An 18,759-nucleotide genomic window follows, 5' to 3' on the forward strand; every position below is an offset into this window, starting at 1 on the left:
TGCGTTACTCTTTTGCCTCTATTGAAAACAGGGAACGCGTTGTGAAAAAAATTATCTTATTGATCCTCATTGTCATCGCCCTTGCCGCTGGCGGCGTGTACTGGATGAAGGCGGGTAATCCGAATGCGTTGCGCCATATCGTTCTCGACCAGTGTGTGCCGAATCAGATCCAGAACCGTAACCCGGCACCCTGTGCGCAGGTGAAAACGGATGCAGGCTATGTGGTATTTAAAGATCGCAACGGGCCGCTGCAATACCTGCTGATGCCGACATATCGCATCAACGGCACCGAGAGCCCGCTGCTGACCGAAGCTCATACGCCGAACTTTTTCTGGCTGGCGTGGCAGTCGCGCAGCTTTATGACCCTGAAGCATGGATCCGAGGTGCCTGACAGCGCCATTTCGCTGACGATTAACTCGCCGACTGGCCGCACGCAGAACCATTTTCATATTCATATCTCCTGCCTGCGCCCGGACGTGCGCGAGAAGCTCAACGCGGCACAGGGAGAAATCAGCACCCAGTGGCTGCCTCTTCCCGGGGGGCTGGAAGGACATGAATATCTTGCTCGTCGCGTAACGGAGAATGAACTGGTCCAGCGCAGCCCGTTTATGATGCTGGCGGAAGAGCTGCCGGAAGCGCGCGACCATATGGGGCGTTTCGCGCTGGCAATGGCGCAGCAGTCGGATGGCTCTTTTGTTTTGCTTGCGACCGAGCGTAACCTGCTCACGCTTAACCGCGCGTCCGCGGAGGAACTGCAGGATCATCAATGCACTATCCTGAAGTAACCCCACCATAAATCGCGTTTACTCGGGCTGCCTGTCACCGTAGACTTGCTGAAAAATTCTACAGGAGACAGGTATGTCGCTCTGGTTAACGTATCCTCTGCTGCTGCCCTCACTGATCGTTGGCGTCACCATCGTGCTGTGGGCGACGTCGCTATTGCCGGAATTTATCACCGCGCTGCTGTTCTTCACGGCGGCGATGACCGCCAGAATCGCCCCGCCGGAGGTCATCTTCGGCGGTTTTGCCTCGTCTGCTTTCTGGCTGGTATTCAGCGGCTTTGTGCTCGGCGTGGCGATCCGTAAAACCGGACTGGCGGACAGGGCCGCCCGGGCGCTGTCGGCAAAGCTCACCGACTCCTGGGTGATGATGGTGGCGAGCGTGGTGCTGCTGAGCTACGCGCTGGCGTTTGTGATGCCGTCGAACATGGGACGTATTGCGCTGCTGATGCCGATTGTCGCGGCGATGGCAAAACGCGCCGGTATCGCCGACGGCTCCCGCGCCTGGTTCGGGCTGGCGCTGGCGGTGGGGTTCGGGACTTTCCAGCTTTCGGCGACGATCCTGCCTGCAAACGTCCCTAACCTGGTGATGAGCGGTGCGGCGGAAGGCTCGTACGGCATCCATCTGAACTATGTCCCGTATCTGCTGCTGCACACGCCGGTGCTCGGTATCCTCAAAGGCCTGATTCTGATTGGCCTCATCTGCTGGCTATTTCCCGGCAGCCCAAAACCGCCGAAGGAACAGGCGCCGTCTGATCCTATGGGGCGGGATGAAAAGCGTCTTGCCTGGCTGCTGGCGGTGGTGCTGGGGATGTGGGTCACGGAGAGCTGGCACGGCGTAGGGCCGGCGTGGACGGGGCTGGCGGCGTCGATCGTCGTCATGCTGCCGCGCATTGGCTTTATCACCGGGGAAGAGTTTTCTGCGGGCGTGAACATGCGCACCTGTATTTACGTCGCGGGCATTCTTGGGCTGGCGATCGTGGTGACGCAAACCGGTATCGGAACGGCCGTGGGCGAGGCGTTGCTTCGCATTATGCCGCTGGATGCAGACAGGCCGTTCACCAGTTTCCTGGCGCTGACCGGTATTACCACGGCGCTCAACTTCATTATGACCGCCAACGGCGTTCCGGCGCTGTACACCACTCTGGCGCAGAGTTTTTCGGACGCGACCGGTTTTCCGCTGCTGTCGGTGATCATGATTCAGGTGCTGGGCTATTCCACGCCGCTGCTGCCGTATCAGGCGTCGCCGATTGTCGTGGCTATGGGGCTCGGGAAGGTGCCTGCAAGGGCGGGGATGGTGCTCTGTCTGGCGCTGGCTATCGCAACGTATCTGGTACTGCTGCCGCTGGATTATCTGTGGTTTAGTTTGCTGGGGAAAGTGTAGTTCGGTGCGAGGTGTTTCCCCTCACCCCACCCCTCTCCCTAAGGGAGAGGGAGGAGAAGAGCGGCGGGTAAGCGCAAGCGCCACCCGCCACAAAGGCAATTACGCCTGTTTAGCCGCTTCTGCTGCCTTAACGATCACCGCGAAAGCGTCAGCTTTCAGGGATGCACCGCCAACCAGCGCGCCATCGATGTCTGGCTGGGTGAACAGCTCAGCAGCGTTGGAGGCGTTTACGGAACCGCCGTACTGGATAATCACTTGCTCAGCGACCTTCGCGTCGGCTTTAGCAATGTGGTCACGAATGAATTTGTGAACCGCCTGAGCCTGCGCAGGGGTTGCAGATTTGCCGGTACCGATCGCCCAGACTGGCTCGTATGCGATTACTGCGCCTTCGAACGCTGCCGCGCCCTGGGTTTTCAGCACTGCGTCGATCTGACGTGCGCACACTTCTTCGGTTTTGCCCGCTTCGTTTTCCGCTTCGGTTTCACCGATGCACAGAACCGGAATCAGACCCTGCTCTTTCAGCACGGCAAATTTCTTCGCGATGAACTCGTCGGATTCTTTGTGATAGGTGCGACGCTCGGAGTGGCCGATGATGATGTATTTCGCGCCGATATCTTTCAGCATTTCAGCGGAGGTTTCACCGGTGAACGCGCCAGACAGGTTAACGTCAACGTTCTGCGCGCCCAGAATGATGTGGCTGCCGTCAGCGGCGTGTTTAGCCAGATCCAGGTACATATCCGGCGGAGCGATAGCAACCGCGCAGCCCGTCACGCCAGCCAGCTCTTTACGTAGGTTCGCAACCAGTTCGTTTACCATGTGGCGGCTGCCGTTCAGTTTCCAGTTACCCATCACTAAAGGATGTCGCATTTCAATTCTCCACGCTAAATAAGCGAATTAAGGAATATGGCCACCCTGTCGGGCAGCATGGTCTGTGAATCAGTATAGAGATTTTCCCTCGAAAGGCTTTGCTTTTTGTCATTAATTCGCCCCGCCGAGGGTGTCAGATAGTGCCAGCTTAATCGGTTCAACAGCGAAGGTCAGTCCTTTTTCGCCGTTGTCCGCCACAACATAGCGGATTGCGCCTTCGGTATCAGCGTAGTAACGCTTGTTTTTCCCGGCGGTAAGGAGTTTTTGCAGCTTTTGCTGGCTTTGCTTTTTCGTCAGCGCAGGGGTAAAGGCCTGCAGTACCGCGCTCATGTACTCCAGCGCTTTCGCCTTAGCGGCTTTCTGCTCTGGCCCCTGTATCGGCAGCCAGGTGATTTGCATGCTTTTGATTTTTAACGTACCGCGCTCCAGCGCCGTGGAAGCATACAAATTCTCGTTAATCTTGCTTGCCGCACGGGTCAGTGTGGGGGTATCGCGTGAGCCATCAATGGCGCGAAACTCATCCAGCGGCAGCGTGGGGTTGGTCTGATTGAAGGTTTCACGAAACTGGCTGATAGACTGATCGAACGACGGCGCGCCCGCCAGCAGATAGGGTGCTGTGGTCGGGGCTGTGGTTTCGGCGGCGTGCAGGGGATAACCCGCGCTGAGCAGCGTTAAACACAGGAAAAGAGAACGTGCCGAACTTTTCATTAACATTGCCCCTGGCCGTAAGTGCTCATGATTAAAACGATATCTGGTCGGCTTGTCAAAAGGTCACAACTCCAGGGTAAAATGCGCGCTATACGATAATAAGGAACCTTACATGACCATACAGCAGTGGCTGTTTTCATTCAAAGGGCGTATTGGACGCCGTGATTTCTGGATCTGGATGGTGACGTGGGTTGTCGCCATGCTGCTTCTGTTTTTCGTGGCTTACAACGCCTGGCTGAGCACGCAAACGGCGGCCTTCGCGCTGGTCTGCCTGCTATGGCCAACGGCGGCGGTTGTCGTAAAACGGCTGCACGATCGCGGGCGTTCCGGCGCGTGGGCATTTCTGATTATTCTGGCGTGGATGCTGGTGGCGGGAAACTGGGCGATGCTGCCGTCCATCCTGCCGTGGGTTGTGGGCAGGCTGCTGCCGTCGGTCATCTTCGTGATGATGATTGTCGATCTGGGCGCGTTTATTGGCACCCAGAGCGAAAATAAATACGGTAAAGACACCGTCGAGGTGAAATACCGCTGATCACCAGTAGTGTTCGGCGGTCATATGGCCCGGTCGGCGGCGAAGATGTTTCGTCATCTGCCGGGTATCCTTCAGAAGCTGCTGCGTGTCCCGCACCATCTGGGGGTTGCCGCACAGCATGACGTGGCTGGTTTCAGCGTTCAGCGGCAAACCCACCGCGTCTTCCAGGGCTCCACTCTCAATTAACGCCGGCACGCGGCCGGTAAGCGCTCCTGCTACGGTTTCACGGCTGACCACCGTCTGAATCTTTAACTTCCCGCCGTACTGCTGTTCAAGCGCCTGCATTTGCGGCAAATAGCTCAGGTCTGCGGCGTAGCGCGCAGCGTGAACCAGCACGATGTTTTTAAAGCGCTCCAGATCTTTGCCGTACTGCAAAATAGAGAGATAAGGGCCGATGGCCGTACCGGTTGCCAGCATCCAGAGCGTGTCGCAGTCAGGGATCTCTTCGAGCACAAAGAAGCCTGCTGCTTCACTCACAATTTGCACCTCGTCGCCGGGCTTAAGGGCGGCAAGGCGCGGGCTGAGCTTACCGTCAGGAACGGTGACCAGATAGAACTCGAGATCCGGGTTATCAGGCGCGTTAACGTAAGAGTAGGCGCGCTGCACGCGCTCGCCGTCGACATCCAGTCCCAGCTTCGCAAATTGCCCGGCTTTAAACGGGTGAACGGGAGCATGTACGGTGAGACTAAATAGCGCATCGGTCCAGAACTGTACCTTTGTGACTTTACCTGTTACCCAGTCCGCCATGATCTTCTCCTGTGCTGTTTCTCTGTTCTATCTTCCGTACTTGTGGTGGTAATTTCCAGCCCGTCAGGGCCGGAAAGCTCTATCGATCAAACGGTTTTACAGAATGTGCGTCTGCACGTCCGGGTCTTTGCGGTCGAGATAGTGGATAGACTGGATGCGGCGAATGGTGCGTGATTTACCGCGAATCAGCAGTGTTTCAGTGGTGGCCATATTGCCCTTGCGGGTGATGCCGTCCAGCAGATCGCCTTTGGTGATGCCGGTCGCCGAGAAGACAACGTTATCGCTACGCGCCATCTCGTCCAGAGCCAGCACTTTATTGGCCTCGATGCCCATCGCTTCGCAGCGCGCCAGCTCGTTTTCCCCGATACGGCGGTTCTCTTCGCTGTCGCCTTTCACCTCATGGCGGGGCAGTAGACGGGCCTGCATATCGCCATCCAGCGCGCGGATCACTGCCGCGGAGACCACACCTTCCGGCGCGCCACCGATGCCGTAGAGCACGTCGACTTCGCTGTCCGGCATGCAGGTCAGGATCGAGGCGGCAACGTCACCGTCAGGGATAGCAAACACGCGCACGCCGAGCTTTTGCATCTGCGCGATAGTGGCGTCGTGGCGCGGTTTCGCCAGAATGGTGACGGTGAGTTCGCTAAGGGGTTTGCCCAGGGCTTTGGCGATGTTGTGCAGGTTCTCTTCCAGCGGCAGGCTAAGGTCGATTGCGCCTTTCGCGCCTGGACCGACAATCAGCTTTTCCATGTACATGTCCGGCGCGTTGAGGAAGCAGCCTTTATCGCCCACGGCCAGCACCGCTAACGCATTGGCCTGACCCATCGCCGTCATGCGGGTGCCTTCGATCGGGTCAACCGCGATATCCACGGCATCGCCTTTGCCGGTACCGACTTTTTCACCGATGTAGAGCATCGGCGCTTCGTCGATCTCGCCTTCGCCGATCACGATGGTGCCGTCAATGTTGACCTGGTTAAGTACAATACGCATGGCATGGACGGCTGCGCCGTCTGCGGTATTTTTGTCGCCACGGCCCAGCCATTTATAGCCTGCAAGTGCGGCCGCTTCGGTGACGCGGGAAAACTCGATAGCAAGTTCACGTTTCATGAGGTACTCGTGCAATCAAAAGGAATTGCACGAAGTTTATCACAGAGTGGGGAGGGGTGAGGGGGCCGGTGCGGTTGGAGCCCCTCTCCCCAAAGGGGCGAGGGGACTTAAAACACCCTCTCCCCTTTGGGGAGAGGGCCGGGGTGAGGGGGATTACTCTTCGTGCTCTTCCCACGCCAGGGCGCGTTTCACCGCTTTTTTCCAGCCGCTGTAGCGGAAGTTACGCTCGGTGGTTTCGATGCCCGGGCGGAACTCGCGTTCGATAACCGCTTTTTCCTGCAGCTCGTCCAGGTTCTGCCAGAAGCCTACCGCCAGACCGGCAAGGTATGCCGCGCCCAGCGCCGTCACTTCACGCACTTCAGGGCGCTCAACGCGGGTGCCGAGAATGTCGGACTGGAACTGCATCAGGAAGTTATTCGCTACCGCACCGCCGTCCACGCGCAGGGCGTGCAGACGAATGCCAGAGTCAGCCTGCATCGCTTCCAGCACGTCGCGTGTCTGGTAGGCGATGGATTCGAGAGTAGCGCGAATAATGTGGTTAGAGTTCACACCGCGCGTCAGGCCGAAAATTGCGCCGCGTGCATACGGGTCCCAGTACGGCGCGCCCAGACCGGTGAACGCAGGCACCACGTACACGCCGTTGGTGTCTTTCACTTTGGTCGCGAAGTACTCGGAGTCGAACGCATCGCTGATCAGCTTCATCTCGTCGCGCAGCCACTGAATGGATGCACCCGCCATGAACACCGCACCTTCCAGGGCATAGTTCACTTCGCCGCGCGGGCCGCAGGCGATGGTGGTCAGCAAGCCGTTTTCTGATTTCACCGCCTTCTCGCCGGTGTTCATCAGCATAAAGCAGCCGGTGCCGTAGGTGTTCTTCGCCATCCCTTCCTTGACGCACAGCTGGCCGAACAGCGCCGCCTGCTGGTCACCGGCGATACCGGCGATAGGAATACGGGTGCCGCCTTTACCGCCGATGTTGGTCTGGCCGTACACTTCGGAAGACTTACGCACTTCAGGCAGCATCGCGCGCGGAATGTCCAGCGCGTCCAGCATCTTGTCATCCCACTCCAGGGTGTTGATGTTGAACAGCATGGTACGCGAGGCGTTGGTGTAGTCGGTCACGTGAACGCGTCCCTGGGTCATCTTCCAGATAAGCCAGGTATCGACGGTACCGAACAGCAGCTCGCCGCGTTTAGCACGCTCGCGTGAACCTTCTACGTGGTCGAGGATCCATTTCACTTTGGTGCCGGAGAAATACGGGTCAACCACCAAACCGGTGGCGCTGCGCACGTACTCTTCCATACCGTCGCGCTTCAGCTGTTCGCAGATCTCGGATGTACGGCGGCACTGCCAGACGATAGCGTTGTAAATGGGCTTACCGGTTTCACGTTCCCAGACAATCGTCGTTTCACGCTGGTTGGTAATACCAATCGCGGCAATCTCGTCGGAACTGATATCGGCTTTCGCCAGCACTTCGACCAGCGTGGAGCTTTGTGACGCCCAAATCTCCATTGGGTCATGTTCTACCCAGCCTGGACGAGGATAAATTTGCTCAAATTCGCGCTGTGACACGCTGACGATGTTCGCGTCATGATCCATTACGACAGCGCGGGAGCTGGTAGTGCCCTGGTCGAGCGCAACGATATATTTTTTTTCGGTCATGGTATGTGTCCCGTAGTCAGATTACAGCGAAGCTTTTTGTTGTGCGGTAGAAGTCGTTTCCTTCTCCTCTTCCACACAGGTGTCGCACGGTAAGTGGCGACCAATTAATTTGCGGTAGCTAAACGCACCCAGCGCAGCCCCGACAACCGGCGCAAACAGCGGTACCAGGAAGTAAGGAATGTCTTTGCCACCGGTGAAGGCGACGTCGCCCCAGCCAGCGATAAAGGCGAAGGCTTTTGGTCCGATATCACGTGCCGGGTTCATCGCGAATCCGGTCAGCGGGCCCATGGATGCGCCAATTACCGCAATCAGCAAACCAATCAGCAGGGGTGCCAGCGGGCCGCGCGGAATGCCGTTTCCGTCGTCGGTCAGCGCCAGGATAACGCCCATCAGAATAGCGGTAATCACCATTTCAACTGCGAACGCCTGCACAAAATTAATATGCGGGTTTGGATAGGTTGAGAAGATACCTGCCAGATCCAGACTTTCGACACTGCCGCGTACCATATGATGCGTCTGTTCGAAGTCGATGAAAAGATTGTAATAAAGCCCGTAAACTAACGCCGCTGCGCAAAACGCGCCGGCAAACTGAGAAAGAATGAAAGGAACAACTTTGCGTCCGTCAAAGCACGCGAACAGCCACAGTGCGATTGTCACCGCCGGGTTAAGATGTGCACCAGAAACCCCTGCAGTCAGGTAGATGGCCATCGCCACGCCCAGACCCCAGATGATACTGATTTCCCACTGACCAAAACTGGCACCCGCCACTTTCAGTGCAGCGACACAGCCCACTCCGAAGAATATCAACAACCCGGTACCAAGGAACTCGGCAATGCACTGGCCTTTTAAGGTTGATGTCTGACTCATAATCGGAATCCTGAAGAAATTGATGTTTATTGTTAGCATGGCCGCCCGTGACAGCCACGATGCCCTGTAGACATAGTGTTAATTTATCGTTAACGAGCAAAAACGAGAAATATCGAAATCAAAATGTGTGGTCTGCGTCAATAAAATGAGCGTTTTCGCGCCATAAAGCACATTTTTGCATCAGTACAGGATCAGTGCAGGAATGTGAGCTGAATCATTTCATTAACGAATCAGTTAACAATTTAGGGGTATATGACGCGAACACACCAGGACCAGACCTAAAAGTGTTGCAAACCGCGATCTGCGCGGCGTGTCGCTGGACACAGAGCGCCGCGCTCCATACAATCGACGGTATATGTCGTGCGCGTTTATGTTAAAGCGTCGCCTTGCAATTCAGGAGAGGTAGCATCATGTCTTTAGAAGTGTTTGAGAAACTGGAATCGAAAGTACAGCAGGCGATTGACACCATCACCCTGCTGCAGATGGAAATTGAAGAGCTGAAAGAAAAGAACAACAGCCTGGCGCAGGAAGTTCAGAACGCTCAGCACGGCCGCGAAGAACTGGAGCGCGAAAACAACCAGCTGCGCGAACAGCAGAACGGCTGGCAGGATCGCCTGCAGGCGCTGCTGGGACGTATGGAAGAGGTCTAATTCCCTACGGGATGAATTGAACAGGCCGGGTAAGGCGAAGCCGCCACCCGGCTTTTTTTATGATTTGATGTCAGCCGGGGCTCACCATAAAAAAGACCGCCAAAGGCGGCCTTAACGCTACTTGTCCTGCGCTGTCATAGCAAAAGCAACGAACACATTCGGTTCATCACTCTTTACAACGAGTACGCTGGCGACAATGAACGCGATACATAAATAGCGTTTCATTATGCGGTCCCTGCAGCTAACCGCTCCACCGTTCACCACCGGTGATAAGTCGGTGGACACAAGCCCTGGTATTAGCCTGCTTTACGGTAGTGAATACACCTTTCCCTGGACCGATGCCCATTTGCGAGATGGCGGAAAGGGACGCTTCATCATAATGAGCATCAACCGTGGAGTTAAGGTATTCATAGACAATTAGGATTTTATAAAGGTTCTGAGGGGTTGCCGAAGGTTTGGACGAGAGTATGATGAAACTCCCTGGTGTTAGTCTGCAAAACTTCCCAACGGACCGCGAATCCTGAGGGGACAAAAAAACCGCCACATTGCTGTTGGCGGTTTTTTTATGGTTCTCGCTGACTTTTAACTACTCGATATCCAGCGCATCTTCCGACAGGATAATGCCGGTATTATCGGCGTAGAGATGGTCCCCGGAGAAGAAGGTCACGCCGCCGAAATTGACGCGCACGTCGCTTTCGCCGATGCCGTCACCCGCCGCCCCTACCGGTATGGCAGCGATGGCCTGAATCCCGATATCCAGGTCTTCCAGATCGTCCACCTGACGTACGGAACCATACACCACAAGGCCTTCCCACTCATTCTGAACGGCAATGCCGGCCAGTTCAGCATCAATTAATGCACGGCGCACGGAACCGCCGCCATCGACCACAAGAACGCGGCCACGGCCATTCTGTTCGAGCAGATCGTACAGCAACCCGTTGTCCTCGAAACATTTCACCGTGACGATTTGACCGCCAAACGACGACCTCCCACCAAAGTTGGAGAACAGCGGTTCAACGACGTTGACATCTTCCTGGTAGATGTCACAGAGCTCGGAGGTATCGTATTTCATAGGTTTAACGCTCAGTTGCTGCGAATGTGTTCAGTATATCGTGCGAAATGCGTTGTTGGCAAAATCATCAATTGTTAATTGATATTTGTCAGCTAACGCAGCGTCTGGCTTAAAACAATCCCGATGACGAACAACAGGTTAGTCAGCAACGCGCCTTTTACCGTGCGTTCCAGCATCGGCGGCATGGCGGACGGGCTGAGTTCACGCATCACAAAGCGGGCCTGCTTAATCAGCAGTGGCGCGGCAAGCACAAACAGCCAGCCCCACAGGCTCTGCAAGGAAATCAGGTTAAACAGCGCCAGGCAAACCAGCGCGCCAATGAGCAGACAGGCGTGATAGCGGCGCGCATTGACCGGCCCCAGACGAACCGCCAGAGTGTTTTTGCCGTTCTCGCGATCGCTGTCGATGTCGCGCAGGTTGTTGATGTTGAGCACCGCCGTCGCCAGCAGACCGCAGGCGGTCGCGGGCAGGAATAGGGCAGGGATCACCGTATGCGCCTGCAGGTACCAACTTCCCATCACGCTCAGCCAGCCGAAGAACACCAGTACGGAGATATCCCCGAGTCCAATATAACCGTAAGGACGCGTGCCGACGGTGTAGGTGATGGCCGCGATAATGGCCAGTAAACCCAGCACCAGGAAGCCAATGAAATCGCTGGTGGTCTTAGACGCCACCGTCACCAGCGCCAGGCCGGATACGCAGATCAGCACCACGGTGATAATCAGCGCGCGTTTCATCTGCGCCTGGGTAATCACCCCTTTCTGCATTCCGCGCAGTGGCCCTATGCGGTCCGGCTTGTCGCTGCCTTTTACCGCGTCGCCGTAGTCGTTGGCGAGATTGGAGAGGATTTGCAGCAGGCCGGCGGTAATCAGTGCCAGCGCGGCGACCAGCGGATCAAAATAACCCTGCCACCAGGCAAGGGCGGTGCCGACGATAATTGCGGCAAAGGCCAGAGGAAGCGTTTTAGGGCGCAGACTTTCGAGCCACGCCTGAGTACGGCTGATGTCAGTCATAAGTATTTAGCCAATAAAAATGGGGGCATTAGCCCCCATTAAACGTGATGAGAATCCAGTAACCGCGATTATAGGATAAAACGGCTCAGATCTTCATCTGCCACTAACGCATCCAGATGTTTACTCACATATTCTGCGTCAATGGTAACGGTTTGGCCGTTAAGGTCGCTCGCGTCATAAGAGATATCTTCTACCAGGCGTTCCAGCACGGTATGCAGGCGACGCGCACCGATGTTCTCGGTGGTTTCGTTGACCTGCCATGCGGCTTGGGCAATACGCTTGATACCGTCTTCGGTGAACTCGAGGTTCACGCCTTCGGTCGCCATCAGCGCTTTGTACTGTACGGTAGCAGAGGCGTTTGGCTCGGTCAGGATACGTTCGAAATCTTCGGTAGTAAGCGCCTGCAGCTCAACGCGGATAGGCAGACGCCCCTGCAGTTCGGGGATCAGATCCGACGGGCTGGCAACCTGGAACGCCCCTGAAGCGATAAACAGGATGTGGTCCGTTTTCACCATGCCGTGCTTGGTGGAGACTGTGCAGCCTTCAACCAGCGGCAGCAGGTCGCGCTGAACGCCTTCGCGGGACACGTCCGGGCCGGAGCTGTTGCCGCCGCGCTTACAAATTTTGTCGATTTCGTCGATAAACACGATACCGTGCTGCTCAACCGCGTCGATAGCGTCCTGCTTCAGCTCTTCCGGGTTTACCAGCTTCGCCGCTTCTTCTTCAATCAGCAGCTTCATCGCGTCTTTGATTTTCAGCTTACGCGCTTTCTGCTTCTGGCCGCCCAGGTTCTGGAACATGGACTGCAGCTGGCTAGTCATCTCTTCCATGCCCGGAGGCGCCATGATTTCCACACCCATTGGCGCGGCAGCGAGATCGATCTCAATCTCTTTGTCGTCCAGCTGGCCTTCACGCAGTTTTTTGCGGAATGCCTGGCGCGCCGCGGATGGTTCCGCCTGCTGCTCTGCCTGGCCCCAGTTGTTTTTTGCCGGTGGGATCAGCACGTCGAGAATGCGCTCTTCGGCCATCTCTTCCGCGCGATAGCGGTTTTTCTCGATCGCCTGGACGCGCACCATCTTGATCGCCGAGTCGGTCAGATCGCGGATAATGGAGTCCACTTCTTTACCTACATAGCCCACTTCGGTGAACTTGGTGGCTTCCACTTTGATGAACGGCGCGTTAGCCAGCTTCGCCAGACGACGGGCGATTTCGGTTTTACCGACGCCGGTCGGGCCAATCATCAGAATGTTTTTCGGCGTCACTTCGTGGCGCAGCTCTTCATCAAGCTGCATACGACGCCAGCGGTTACGCAGGGCGATAGCCACGGAACGCTTGGCGTTATCCTGGCCGATAATGTGTTTGTTCAGTTCGCTGACAATTTCGCGTGGGGTCATTTCAGACATGGGAGATCCTTACGCTTTGGAGGTCAATTCTTCGATGGTGTGGTTGTGGTTGGTATAAATGCAGATATCACCTGCAATATCCAACGCCTTCACCGCGATATCACGCGCGTTCATGTCGGTATTTTCCAACAGCGCGCGGGCTGCAGCCTGGGCATAAGGGCCGCCAGAGCCGATGGCAATCAGGTCATTTTCCGGCTGAATGACGTCACCGTTACCGGTGATGATCAGCGAGGCGGTTTCATCGGCCACTGCCAGCAGCGCTTCGAGCTTGCGCAGCATGCGGTCGGTACGCCAGTCTTTCGCCAGCTCAACGGCAGCTTTCACCAGATGACCCTGGTGCATTTCCAGTTTGCGTTCAAACAGTTCAAACAGCGTAAAGGCGTCCGCCGTGCCGCCAGCAAAACCGGCGATCACTTTGTCGTTGTAGAGGCGGCGCACTTTCTTCACGTTGCCTTTCATGACGGTATTACCCAGCGTGGCCTGGCCATCACCGGCGATTACCACATGGCCGTTACGGCGTACACTTACTATTGTTGTCACGAGCAGACCCCCTGGTTACAGAATCGGGAAACAGAAGCCCTGAGCCTGTGCTCAGGGCTGAATTAAATGATAGATGGGGGGGATTTTGGGGGTTTCAACCCCCGGAGGCGAGTCGAATGCAGTTTGTATGGCCGGCGATTTTCAAACGAGAAATGGTGCCATCGGCATTTTCTTTGCCTTTGACCGGACCAATCACCACGCGATTCCAGCCGTTATTGGTGGTAATACGCGAATCAAACCCTTCAAAGGCCAGCTGCGCACGTACCGTTTCCGCCTGCTCCGCGCCTTTGAACGAACCGCACTGTACCATCCAGCGACGCTCATCTTTTTTCTCAGCCGTCTGCTTCGGCGCTTCGGTCACCGGCGCGGCCTGCTGAGTTTTCGGCTGCTGCGCGGTGGTATGCGCTGGCGTCTGGAGCAGATCCTGATACGGCTGAGCCGCCTGTTTCTGCGGCTGCGTTTTCGGCTGCTGCTGGACTGGCTGAGACTGCGCCGTACGCGTCGGCTGCTGGTATGGCTGTTCCGTTACCCGCGGCTGTGCTTTCGGCTGCTGCACCGGCTGGGTTTGCGCCCACTGCTGCTGTTGCTGTTGCTGCTGGATCTGCTGTTGCGCCTGACGTCGCTGCAGCGTTTGCTGGCGCTGTGCCGGCGTCTGCTCATTCCACGGCACTTCGTTCAGCTGCGTAGGCTGCTGGCGCATATCGGCCTGCATTTGGGCCAGCAGCTGACGCTGTTCATCCGTCAGCTGATTCGCATTCTGCACTTCACCACCCGCAGAAGGTTCGGTTGGCGCACGCACCCCGGGCTGACGGCTTTCCAGCTCTTTGATATAGCGCCAGCGCTCTTCAGGCTTCGGAGGAAGGCCATTTCCGGCAACTTTACTGGCCTGAAGCGCCTCAGACTCTTCTTTTTTATGGTGCGTGATGAAGTACAGGCCACCAATAAAGGCGACGACTACAGCCGCAGCAATAGCGACCATTGCTGGCGAGACAGCAGGCAGGTTACGTTGCTTTTTCCTTGAGCTACTCTTTTTGCGTCGCGAAGGTGCCGGCTGGCCGCGACGTACATAATCTCGTTGTGCCACTATCGTTTCGCTGTATTTATTCGTTCGTCAGTCCGCCATGTTACTTAAGCGGCGGGGCTTTGACCAGATAAGGGTATCCGAAAGACGTTTACTTTAAGTCAATGCCTGGGTAGTGCCGCGGACAATCAGTTCGCAGTCCAGCAACCGCGAGCCGCTGCTAACTGTTTGACCGTGAAGCTGATCCAGCAGAAGGAGCATCGCTTCGCGGCCGATTTGGTAGCGCGGCTGAGCGACCGTTGAGAGCGGCGGATCGCAAAATTCTGAAAGCGAAATATTGTCGAATCCGATGATCGATAAATCTTTCGGTATGCGAAGGCCGCGGCGTTTGGCGTACGACAATGCGCCCAGCGCCATCACGTCGCTGTGACAAAATACGGCGGTTGGCGGCTCAGGCAGGTCCAGAAGTTTCTCCAGAGCTTGTCCACCCGCGGCGAAGGTAAAATCACCGCGCGCAATATAGTGCGGATCGACGGTGACGCCGGTACGGCGCAGCGCCTGCACGTAGCCCTGTAAGCGATAGTGACACAGCGGCATCTCTTCAGGCCCGGCAATACAGCCAATACGCTTATGCCCCAGTTCCTGAAGATAGTTTACGGCGTTGAACGCGGCGGTGAGGTTATCAATGTGGACCGTCGGCAGCTCCAGCTCCGGCGCAAACTCGTTGGCCATCACCATCGGCGGTAAATTACACTGCTCTTCAATGCTGGCATCAAACGGCAGGCGGGAACCAAGCAGCAGCATGCCGTCGATCTGCTTGGTGATAATGAGATCGATGAAGGTTTTTTCCTGCTGGTTCTGGTGAGCGCAGTCGCCAATCAGCACCAGGTAACCCTGTTCCGCTGCCGTAACTTCAATACCGCGGATAATCTCGCTGAAGAAGGGGTCGCAGATATCCGGCACAATCACCAGAATGGTGCGCGACTCATTGCGTTTGACGTTACGCCCCATCGCCTGTGGGAAATAGCCCACTTCAAGCGCAGCCTGCTCTACCCGGTTACGGGTCGCCTGGGAGACTTTATCCGGGTTCATTAATGCGCGGGATACCGTTGCCGTAGAGACTTGTGCTTTCTGGGCAACGTCTTTCATGGTCGCCGGTGCAACCTCTTTCCTGGACTTCAACGTCTTCTCCTCGCCTGAACACCGAACTTCTGACATCACCATTTTTACAGATAGTTAATGGAATCGGTTACAGAATTTTCATAAAAAGTGTGAGGAGCGTTAAATTTTTCGATCCGTCTTCAGCCTTCGATGGGATCGACGTCCAGTACCCACTTCACTTTTCGCGCTTCCGGCAGCGTGTTGATGAGCGCCAGCGTGCCGCTGACGATATGCTGCAGGCGAACACGTGAGGGGTGCTGAAGTAAGATTTGCCAGCGGAAACGTCCGCCGCGCTTTGGTGCGAGTGCCGGCACCGGGCCCAGGATCCACAGCTGATTATCCACCAGCGGGCTGGCCTGCAGGAGGTTTCTCAGCTGCTGCAGGAAAAGCGGCGCCTGCTGGTTATTGTGATCTTCCGCGCGGATGATGACGTGGCTGGTCCACGGCGGCAGCTGCATGGTCTGGCGTTCGGCCAGCGCCTGCTCGGCAAAGGCGTCATAGCCTTTATGCAGCAGGGTTTGCAGCAGCGGGTGCTCAGGATGGTGCGTTTGCAACACCACTTCGCCCTGTTTACCGGCGCGACCGGCGCGCCCTGCCACCTGGGTATACAGCTGGGCGAAGCGCTCGGCTGAGCGGAAATCTGCCGAGAACAGCGCGCCGTCCACGTCCAGCAGGGCGACCAGCGTCACGTCCGGGAAGTGGTGGCCTTTGGCCAGCATCTGGGTGCCAATCAGGATGCGCGCGCCGCCGCGATGCACTTCCGCCAGCTGCTGTTCCAGCGCGCCCTTGCGGCTGGTGGTGTCCCGGTCGATACGCGAAATAGGCACGTCCGGGAAGAAGGGGCCAAGCGCCTGTTCCAGCTGTTCCGTCCCCAGACCGACCGGTACGATATGGGTTGAACCACACGACGGGCACTGGCGCGGCACCGGGCGCTGGCTGTCGCAGTGGTGGCAGCGCAAATGCCGCTGGGCCTGGTGGAAGGTATAGTAGTGGTCGCAGCGCGGGCACTCGGCAATCCAGCCGCAGTCGTGGCACAGCAGGGCGGGGGCGAATCCGCGGCGGTTCAGAAACAGAATGACCTGGTTCCCCGCCTGCAGGTGCTGGCGCATGCGGGTAATCAATGCCGGCGCTAGCCCGGCCTGAACCTGCTGACCTTTCAGATCCAGCACGTGCTGAATGGCCGGGCGGGCATTCCCCGCCCGACGCGTCAGGCGCAGCATATGGTATTTACGCTGGCGCACGTTGTGCAGCGTTTCGAGCGCCGGCGTTGCGGACCCGAGAATAATAGGAATCTGCTCACTGTGCGCGCGATAAACCGCCAGGTCGCGGGCGTGATAGCGCCAGCCTTCCTGCTGTTTATAGGAGCTGTCGTGCTCTTCGTCGATCACGATAACGCCAAGATTTTTAAACGGCGTAAACAGCGACGAGCGGGTGCCGATCACAATCGCCGCTTCGCCGTTTTTCGCTTTCAGCCAGGCGCTGAGGCGTTCGCTGTCGTTCAGGCCGGAGTGCAGCACCTCAACCGGCGCGTTAAAGCGCTCGCGGAATCGGGCGATGGTTTGCGGCGTCAGGCCAATTTCCGGCACCATCACCAGCGCCTGTTTGCCCTGCGCGAGCACGTTTTCCAGCACGCTCAGGTAGACTTCGGTTTTGCCGGAACCGGTGACCCCCGCCAGCAGCCAGGCAGAGAAATGATCGGAGGCGCTATGAATCGCGCCCACGGCGGTGGCCTGCTCGGTATTCAGACGCAGGCGATCCCCTGAAACGGAGAAACTCTCCCGCCAGTCGTAAAGAGCGGGAGCTTCGCTGGCCAGTTCGCTCAGCCCTTTCTTTCTTAAGGCCTGTAGCGCCGTTTCGCTGACCTCAAGCTCGTCGACCTGATGTCGCCAGATTTTTCCCTGACGCAGCGCCGCCAGCGCCTGCTGCTGTTTCTGCGATCGCTTCAGGCTGTTGATATCCACCGCCTGGCCCTGCTCGGTGGCAAACCAGTACCACATCGGCGCATGGCTGGCGCTCTTGCCCTGGCGCAGCATAATTGGCAGGGCATGGAACAGCACGTCGCCAATCGGGTGATGATAATAATCCGCCGCCCACAGCAGCAGTCGCCAGGTGCTGGTGGAGTAAACCGGCTCGCTGTCCAGCACCTCAACGACCGACTTCAGCTCGTTAAGCGGTAATTCGCTTTTATCGCTGACGGAGACGACGATCCCCACGCGCTGCTGTTTGCCAAACGGCACGGTCACGCGGCAGCCCGCTTTGGCGCTCATGCTGTCGGGCAGCAGGTAGTCAAAGGTGCGGGGAAGCGGAACGGGCAGGGCAACGTGAGCGACGGGCATCGAATCTTCCTGACTTGAAAAGTGGCGCGTTAGTATACACATTAGTAAAAGCGGCGTGCGGATCAGTTTGCATACGTTGGTCAAATTCTGTATGATTCGCCGCCTTTGGTGTACTTTACGCCAAAGAACTTACAATCAACATCGCGTGGTGTCTGGCGTTAGGGCTGGAAGAGCGACGCGGCCTTAACTGAGGTTCTCCCATGAAAAAAGATATTCACCCGAAATACGAAATGATTACTGCAAACTGTTCTTGCGGTAACTCTATCCAGATCCGCTCTACCGTGGGTCACGATCTGAACCTGGACGTGTGCGGCAAATGCCACCCGTTCTACACTGGTAAGCAGCGTGACGTTGCAACCGGTGGCCGTGTTGACCGCTTCAACAAGCGTTTCAGCATCCCGGGCGCTAAATAAGTTTCCCGAAAAAAAGGCACCGCAAGGTGCCTTTTTTGTATCCGCTTCTCAGTATTCCCACGTATCCGGGTCAATACCCAGTTCACGCATGATCACCTTCGCCTCTTCCGGGATTTCATCACTACGCTCTTTACGCAGATCTTCATCGTTCGGCAACGGTTGACCGGTAAACGCATGCAGAAACGCTTCGCACAGCAGTTCGCTGTTGGTCGCGTGGCGCAGGTTATTCACCTGACGACGCGTACGTTCATCGGTGAGGATCTTCAACACCTTCAGAGGAATGGAAACCGTAATTTTCTTTACTTGCTCACTCTTCTTACCGTGCTCAGCGTATGGGCTGATATATTCGCCGCTCCATTCAGCCATGAGATACCTTTAATCCTCTCAGTCATTTATTTAAAGGTGCAAAACCTGTAACCACCCGTTTTGAACCGCAATCTTGTCTAGTTTACCGTAGAGACGATACCGTGGCACGGATATTGCCGCTGCAGCGTGCA

General features: G+C 56.7%; 19 protein-coding genes. 5 read left to right on the top strand and 14 right to left on the bottom strand.

The annotated features are described in order from the left end of the window. Positions 1-41 precede the first annotated feature (41 nt). Positions 42-785, top strand: a complete 744-nt coding sequence (locus tag M2422_RS15010; RefSeq protein WP_064673065.1) for a CDP-diacylglycerol diphosphatase — start codon at positions 42-44, stop codon at positions 783-785. 73 nt (positions 786-858) lie between these two features. Then, positions 859-2,163, top strand: coding sequence for an SLC13 family permease (locus tag M2422_RS15015; protein ID WP_064673066.1), 1,305 nt, complete (start codon positions 859-861; stop codon positions 2,161-2,163). A 99-nt stretch (positions 2,164-2,262) separates the two neighbouring features. On the opposite strand, the gene tpiA is transcribed toward M2422_RS15015, so the two are convergent. Continuing rightward, complete coding sequence (tpiA, locus tag M2422_RS15020; protein WP_014172206.1) at positions 2,263-3,030, bottom strand: triose-phosphate isomerase; 768 nt, start codon at positions 3,028-3,030, stop codon at positions 2,263-2,265. A 111-nt stretch (positions 3,031-3,141) separates the two neighbouring features. Beyond that, a complete protein-coding gene (locus M2422_RS15025; protein ID WP_033146940.1) occupies positions 3,142-3,738 on the bottom strand; it encodes a DUF1454 family protein in 597 nt (198 codons plus the stop codon). A 112-nt stretch (positions 3,739-3,850) separates the two neighbouring features. Between M2422_RS15025 and M2422_RS15030 the strand changes: the two genes are divergently transcribed. Continuing rightward, entirely contained in the window at positions 3,851-4,270 is a 420-nt protein-coding gene (locus M2422_RS15030; RefSeq protein WP_023293600.1) for a DUF805 domain-containing protein, read from the top strand. Here M2422_RS15030 and fpr read toward each other — a convergent pair whose 3' ends face one another. The 4 genes from fpr to M2422_RS15050 form a co-directional block, all read right to left on the bottom strand. Next, positions 4,271-5,017: a ferredoxin--NADP(+) reductase gene (fpr, locus tag M2422_RS15035; protein ID WP_029739198.1), complete on the bottom strand. Its 747-nt coding sequence runs from the start codon at positions 5,015-5,017 to the stop codon at positions 4,271-4,273. It abuts the gene before it with no gap. A 96-nt stretch (positions 5,018-5,113) separates the two neighbouring features. Next, on the bottom strand, positions 5,114-6,124 hold the full coding sequence (gene glpX, locus M2422_RS15040) for a class II fructose-bisphosphatase (protein ID WP_032662725.1): 1,011 nt from the start codon (positions 6,122-6,124) through the stop codon (positions 5,114-5,116). 153 nt (positions 6,125-6,277) lie between these two features. Next, positions 6,278-7,786 (bottom strand): glycerol kinase GlpK, encoded by a 1,509-nt coding sequence (glpK, locus tag M2422_RS15045; protein ID WP_023309688.1) that lies wholly within the window; start codon positions 7,784-7,786, stop codon positions 6,278-6,280. A gap of 21 nt (positions 7,787-7,807) precedes the next feature. After that, on the bottom strand, positions 7,808-8,653 hold the full coding sequence (locus M2422_RS15050; protein WP_014885705.1) for an MIP/aquaporin family protein: 846 nt from the start codon (positions 8,651-8,653) through the stop codon (positions 7,808-7,810). A 410-nt stretch (positions 8,654-9,063) separates the two neighbouring features. Between M2422_RS15050 and zapB the strand changes: the two genes are divergently transcribed. Then, positions 9,064-9,303, top strand: a complete 240-nt coding sequence (gene zapB / locus M2422_RS15055; RefSeq protein ID WP_010436935.1) for a septal ring assembly protein ZapB — start codon at positions 9,064-9,066, stop codon at positions 9,301-9,303. Positions 9,304-9,889: 586 nt separating this feature from the next. Here zapB and rraA read toward each other — a convergent pair. The 7 genes from rraA to priA all read right to left on the bottom strand — a co-directional run bounded on the left by rraA (position 9,890) and on the right by priA (position 17,849). After that, positions 9,890-10,375, bottom strand: a complete 486-nt coding sequence (gene rraA, locus M2422_RS15060) for a ribonuclease E activity regulator RraA (RefSeq protein ID WP_032662736.1) — start codon at positions 10,373-10,375, stop codon at positions 9,890-9,892. 92 nt (positions 10,376-10,467) lie between these two features. Next, on the bottom strand, positions 10,468-11,388 hold the full coding sequence (gene menA, locus M2422_RS15065; protein ID WP_033146936.1) for a 1,4-dihydroxy-2-naphthoate polyprenyltransferase: 921 nt from the start codon (positions 11,386-11,388) through the stop codon (positions 10,468-10,470). Between the two features lie 68 nt (positions 11,389-11,456). Further along, positions 11,457-12,791, bottom strand: coding sequence for an HslU--HslV peptidase ATPase subunit (hslU, locus tag M2422_RS15070; RefSeq protein ID WP_023309685.1), 1,335 nt, complete (start codon positions 12,789-12,791; stop codon positions 11,457-11,459). 9 nt (positions 12,792-12,800) lie between these two features. Further along, positions 12,801-13,331, bottom strand: a complete 531-nt coding sequence (gene hslV, locus M2422_RS15075) for an ATP-dependent protease subunit HslV (protein WP_008501802.1) — start codon at positions 13,329-13,331, stop codon at positions 12,801-12,803. A gap of 94 nt (positions 13,332-13,425) precedes the next feature. After that, positions 13,426-14,415, bottom strand: coding sequence for a cell division protein FtsN (gene ftsN / locus M2422_RS15080; RefSeq protein WP_064673067.1), 990 nt, complete (start codon positions 14,413-14,415; stop codon positions 13,426-13,428). Positions 14,416-14,508: 93 nt separating this feature from the next. Beyond that, positions 14,509-15,534: a DNA-binding transcriptional regulator CytR gene (gene cytR / locus M2422_RS15085; protein ID WP_259141347.1), complete on the bottom strand. Its 1,026-nt coding sequence runs from the start codon at positions 15,532-15,534 to the stop codon at positions 14,509-14,511. Between the two features lie 119 nt (positions 15,535-15,653). Continuing rightward, positions 15,654-17,849: a primosomal protein N' gene (gene priA / locus M2422_RS15090; protein ID WP_029739193.1), complete on the bottom strand. Its 2,196-nt coding sequence runs from the start codon at positions 17,847-17,849 to the stop codon at positions 15,654-15,656. A 200-nt stretch (positions 17,850-18,049) separates the two neighbouring features. On the opposite strand from priA, the gene rpmE reads away from it, so the two are divergent. Beyond that, positions 18,050-18,262: a 50S ribosomal protein L31 gene (gene rpmE / locus M2422_RS15095; RefSeq protein ID WP_003862040.1), complete on the top strand. Its 213-nt coding sequence runs from the start codon at positions 18,050-18,052 to the stop codon at positions 18,260-18,262. Positions 18,263-18,310: 48 nt separating this feature from the next. Here rpmE and metJ read toward each other — a convergent pair whose 3' ends face one another. Beyond that, complete coding sequence (metJ, locus tag M2422_RS15100; RefSeq protein WP_007369220.1) at positions 18,311-18,628, bottom strand: met regulon transcriptional regulator MetJ; 318 nt, start codon at positions 18,626-18,628, stop codon at positions 18,311-18,313. Between the last annotated feature and the right edge of the window lie 131 nt (positions 18,629-18,759).

This window comes from Enterobacter sp. SLBN-59, assembly GCF_024807915.1.
Classification (GTDB): domain Bacteria; phylum Pseudomonadota; class Gammaproteobacteria; order Enterobacterales; family Enterobacteriaceae; genus Enterobacter; species Enterobacter asburiae_B.

Excerpts from the sequence above, each read along its gene's own strand:
- M2422_RS15015 (WP_064673066.1), top strand. The coding sequence starts at position 859 with ATGTCGCTCTGGTTAACGTATCCTCTGCTGCTGCCCTCACTGATCGTT.
- tpiA (WP_014172206.1), bottom strand. The coding sequence starts at position 3,030 with ATGCGACATCCTTTAGTGATGGGTAACTGGAAACTGAACGGCAGCCGC.
- M2422_RS15025 (WP_033146940.1), bottom strand. The coding sequence starts at position 3,738 with ATGAAAAGTTCGGCACGTTCTCTTTTCCTGTGTTTAACGCTGCTCAGC.
- M2422_RS15030 (WP_023293600.1), top strand. The coding sequence starts at position 3,851 with ATGACCATACAGCAGTGGCTGTTTTCATTCAAAGGGCGTATTGGACGC.
- fpr (WP_029739198.1), bottom strand. The coding sequence starts at position 5,017 with ATGGCGGACTGGGTAACAGGTAAAGTCACAAAGGTACAGTTCTGGACC.
- glpX (WP_032662725.1), bottom strand. The coding sequence starts at position 6,124 with ATGAAACGTGAACTTGCTATCGAGTTTTCCCGCGTCACCGAAGCGGCC.
- glpK (WP_023309688.1), bottom strand. The coding sequence starts at position 7,786 with ATGACCGAAAAAAAATATATCGTTGCGCTCGACCAGGGCACTACCAGC.
- M2422_RS15050 (WP_014885705.1), bottom strand. The coding sequence starts at position 8,653 with ATGAGTCAGACATCAACCTTAAAAGGCCAGTGCATTGCCGAGTTCCTT.
- zapB (WP_010436935.1), top strand. The coding sequence starts at position 9,064 with ATGTCTTTAGAAGTGTTTGAGAAACTGGAATCGAAAGTACAGCAGGCG.
- rraA (WP_032662736.1), bottom strand. The coding sequence starts at position 10,375 with ATGAAATACGATACCTCCGAGCTCTGTGACATCTACCAGGAAGATGTC.
- menA (WP_033146936.1), bottom strand. The coding sequence starts at position 11,388 with ATGACTGACATCAGCCGTACTCAGGCGTGGCTCGAAAGTCTGCGCCCT.
- hslU (WP_023309685.1), bottom strand. The coding sequence starts at position 12,791 with ATGTCTGAAATGACCCCACGCGAAATTGTCAGCGAACTGAACAAACAC.
- priA (WP_029739193.1), bottom strand. The coding sequence starts at position 17,849 with ATGCCCGTCGCTCACGTTGCCCTGCCCGTTCCGCTTCCCCGCACCTTT.
- rpmE (WP_003862040.1), top strand. The coding sequence starts at position 18,050 with ATGAAAAAAGATATTCACCCGAAATACGAAATGATTACTGCAAACTGT.
- metJ (WP_007369220.1), bottom strand. The coding sequence starts at position 18,628 with ATGGCTGAATGGAGCGGCGAATATATCAGCCCATACGCTGAGCACGGT.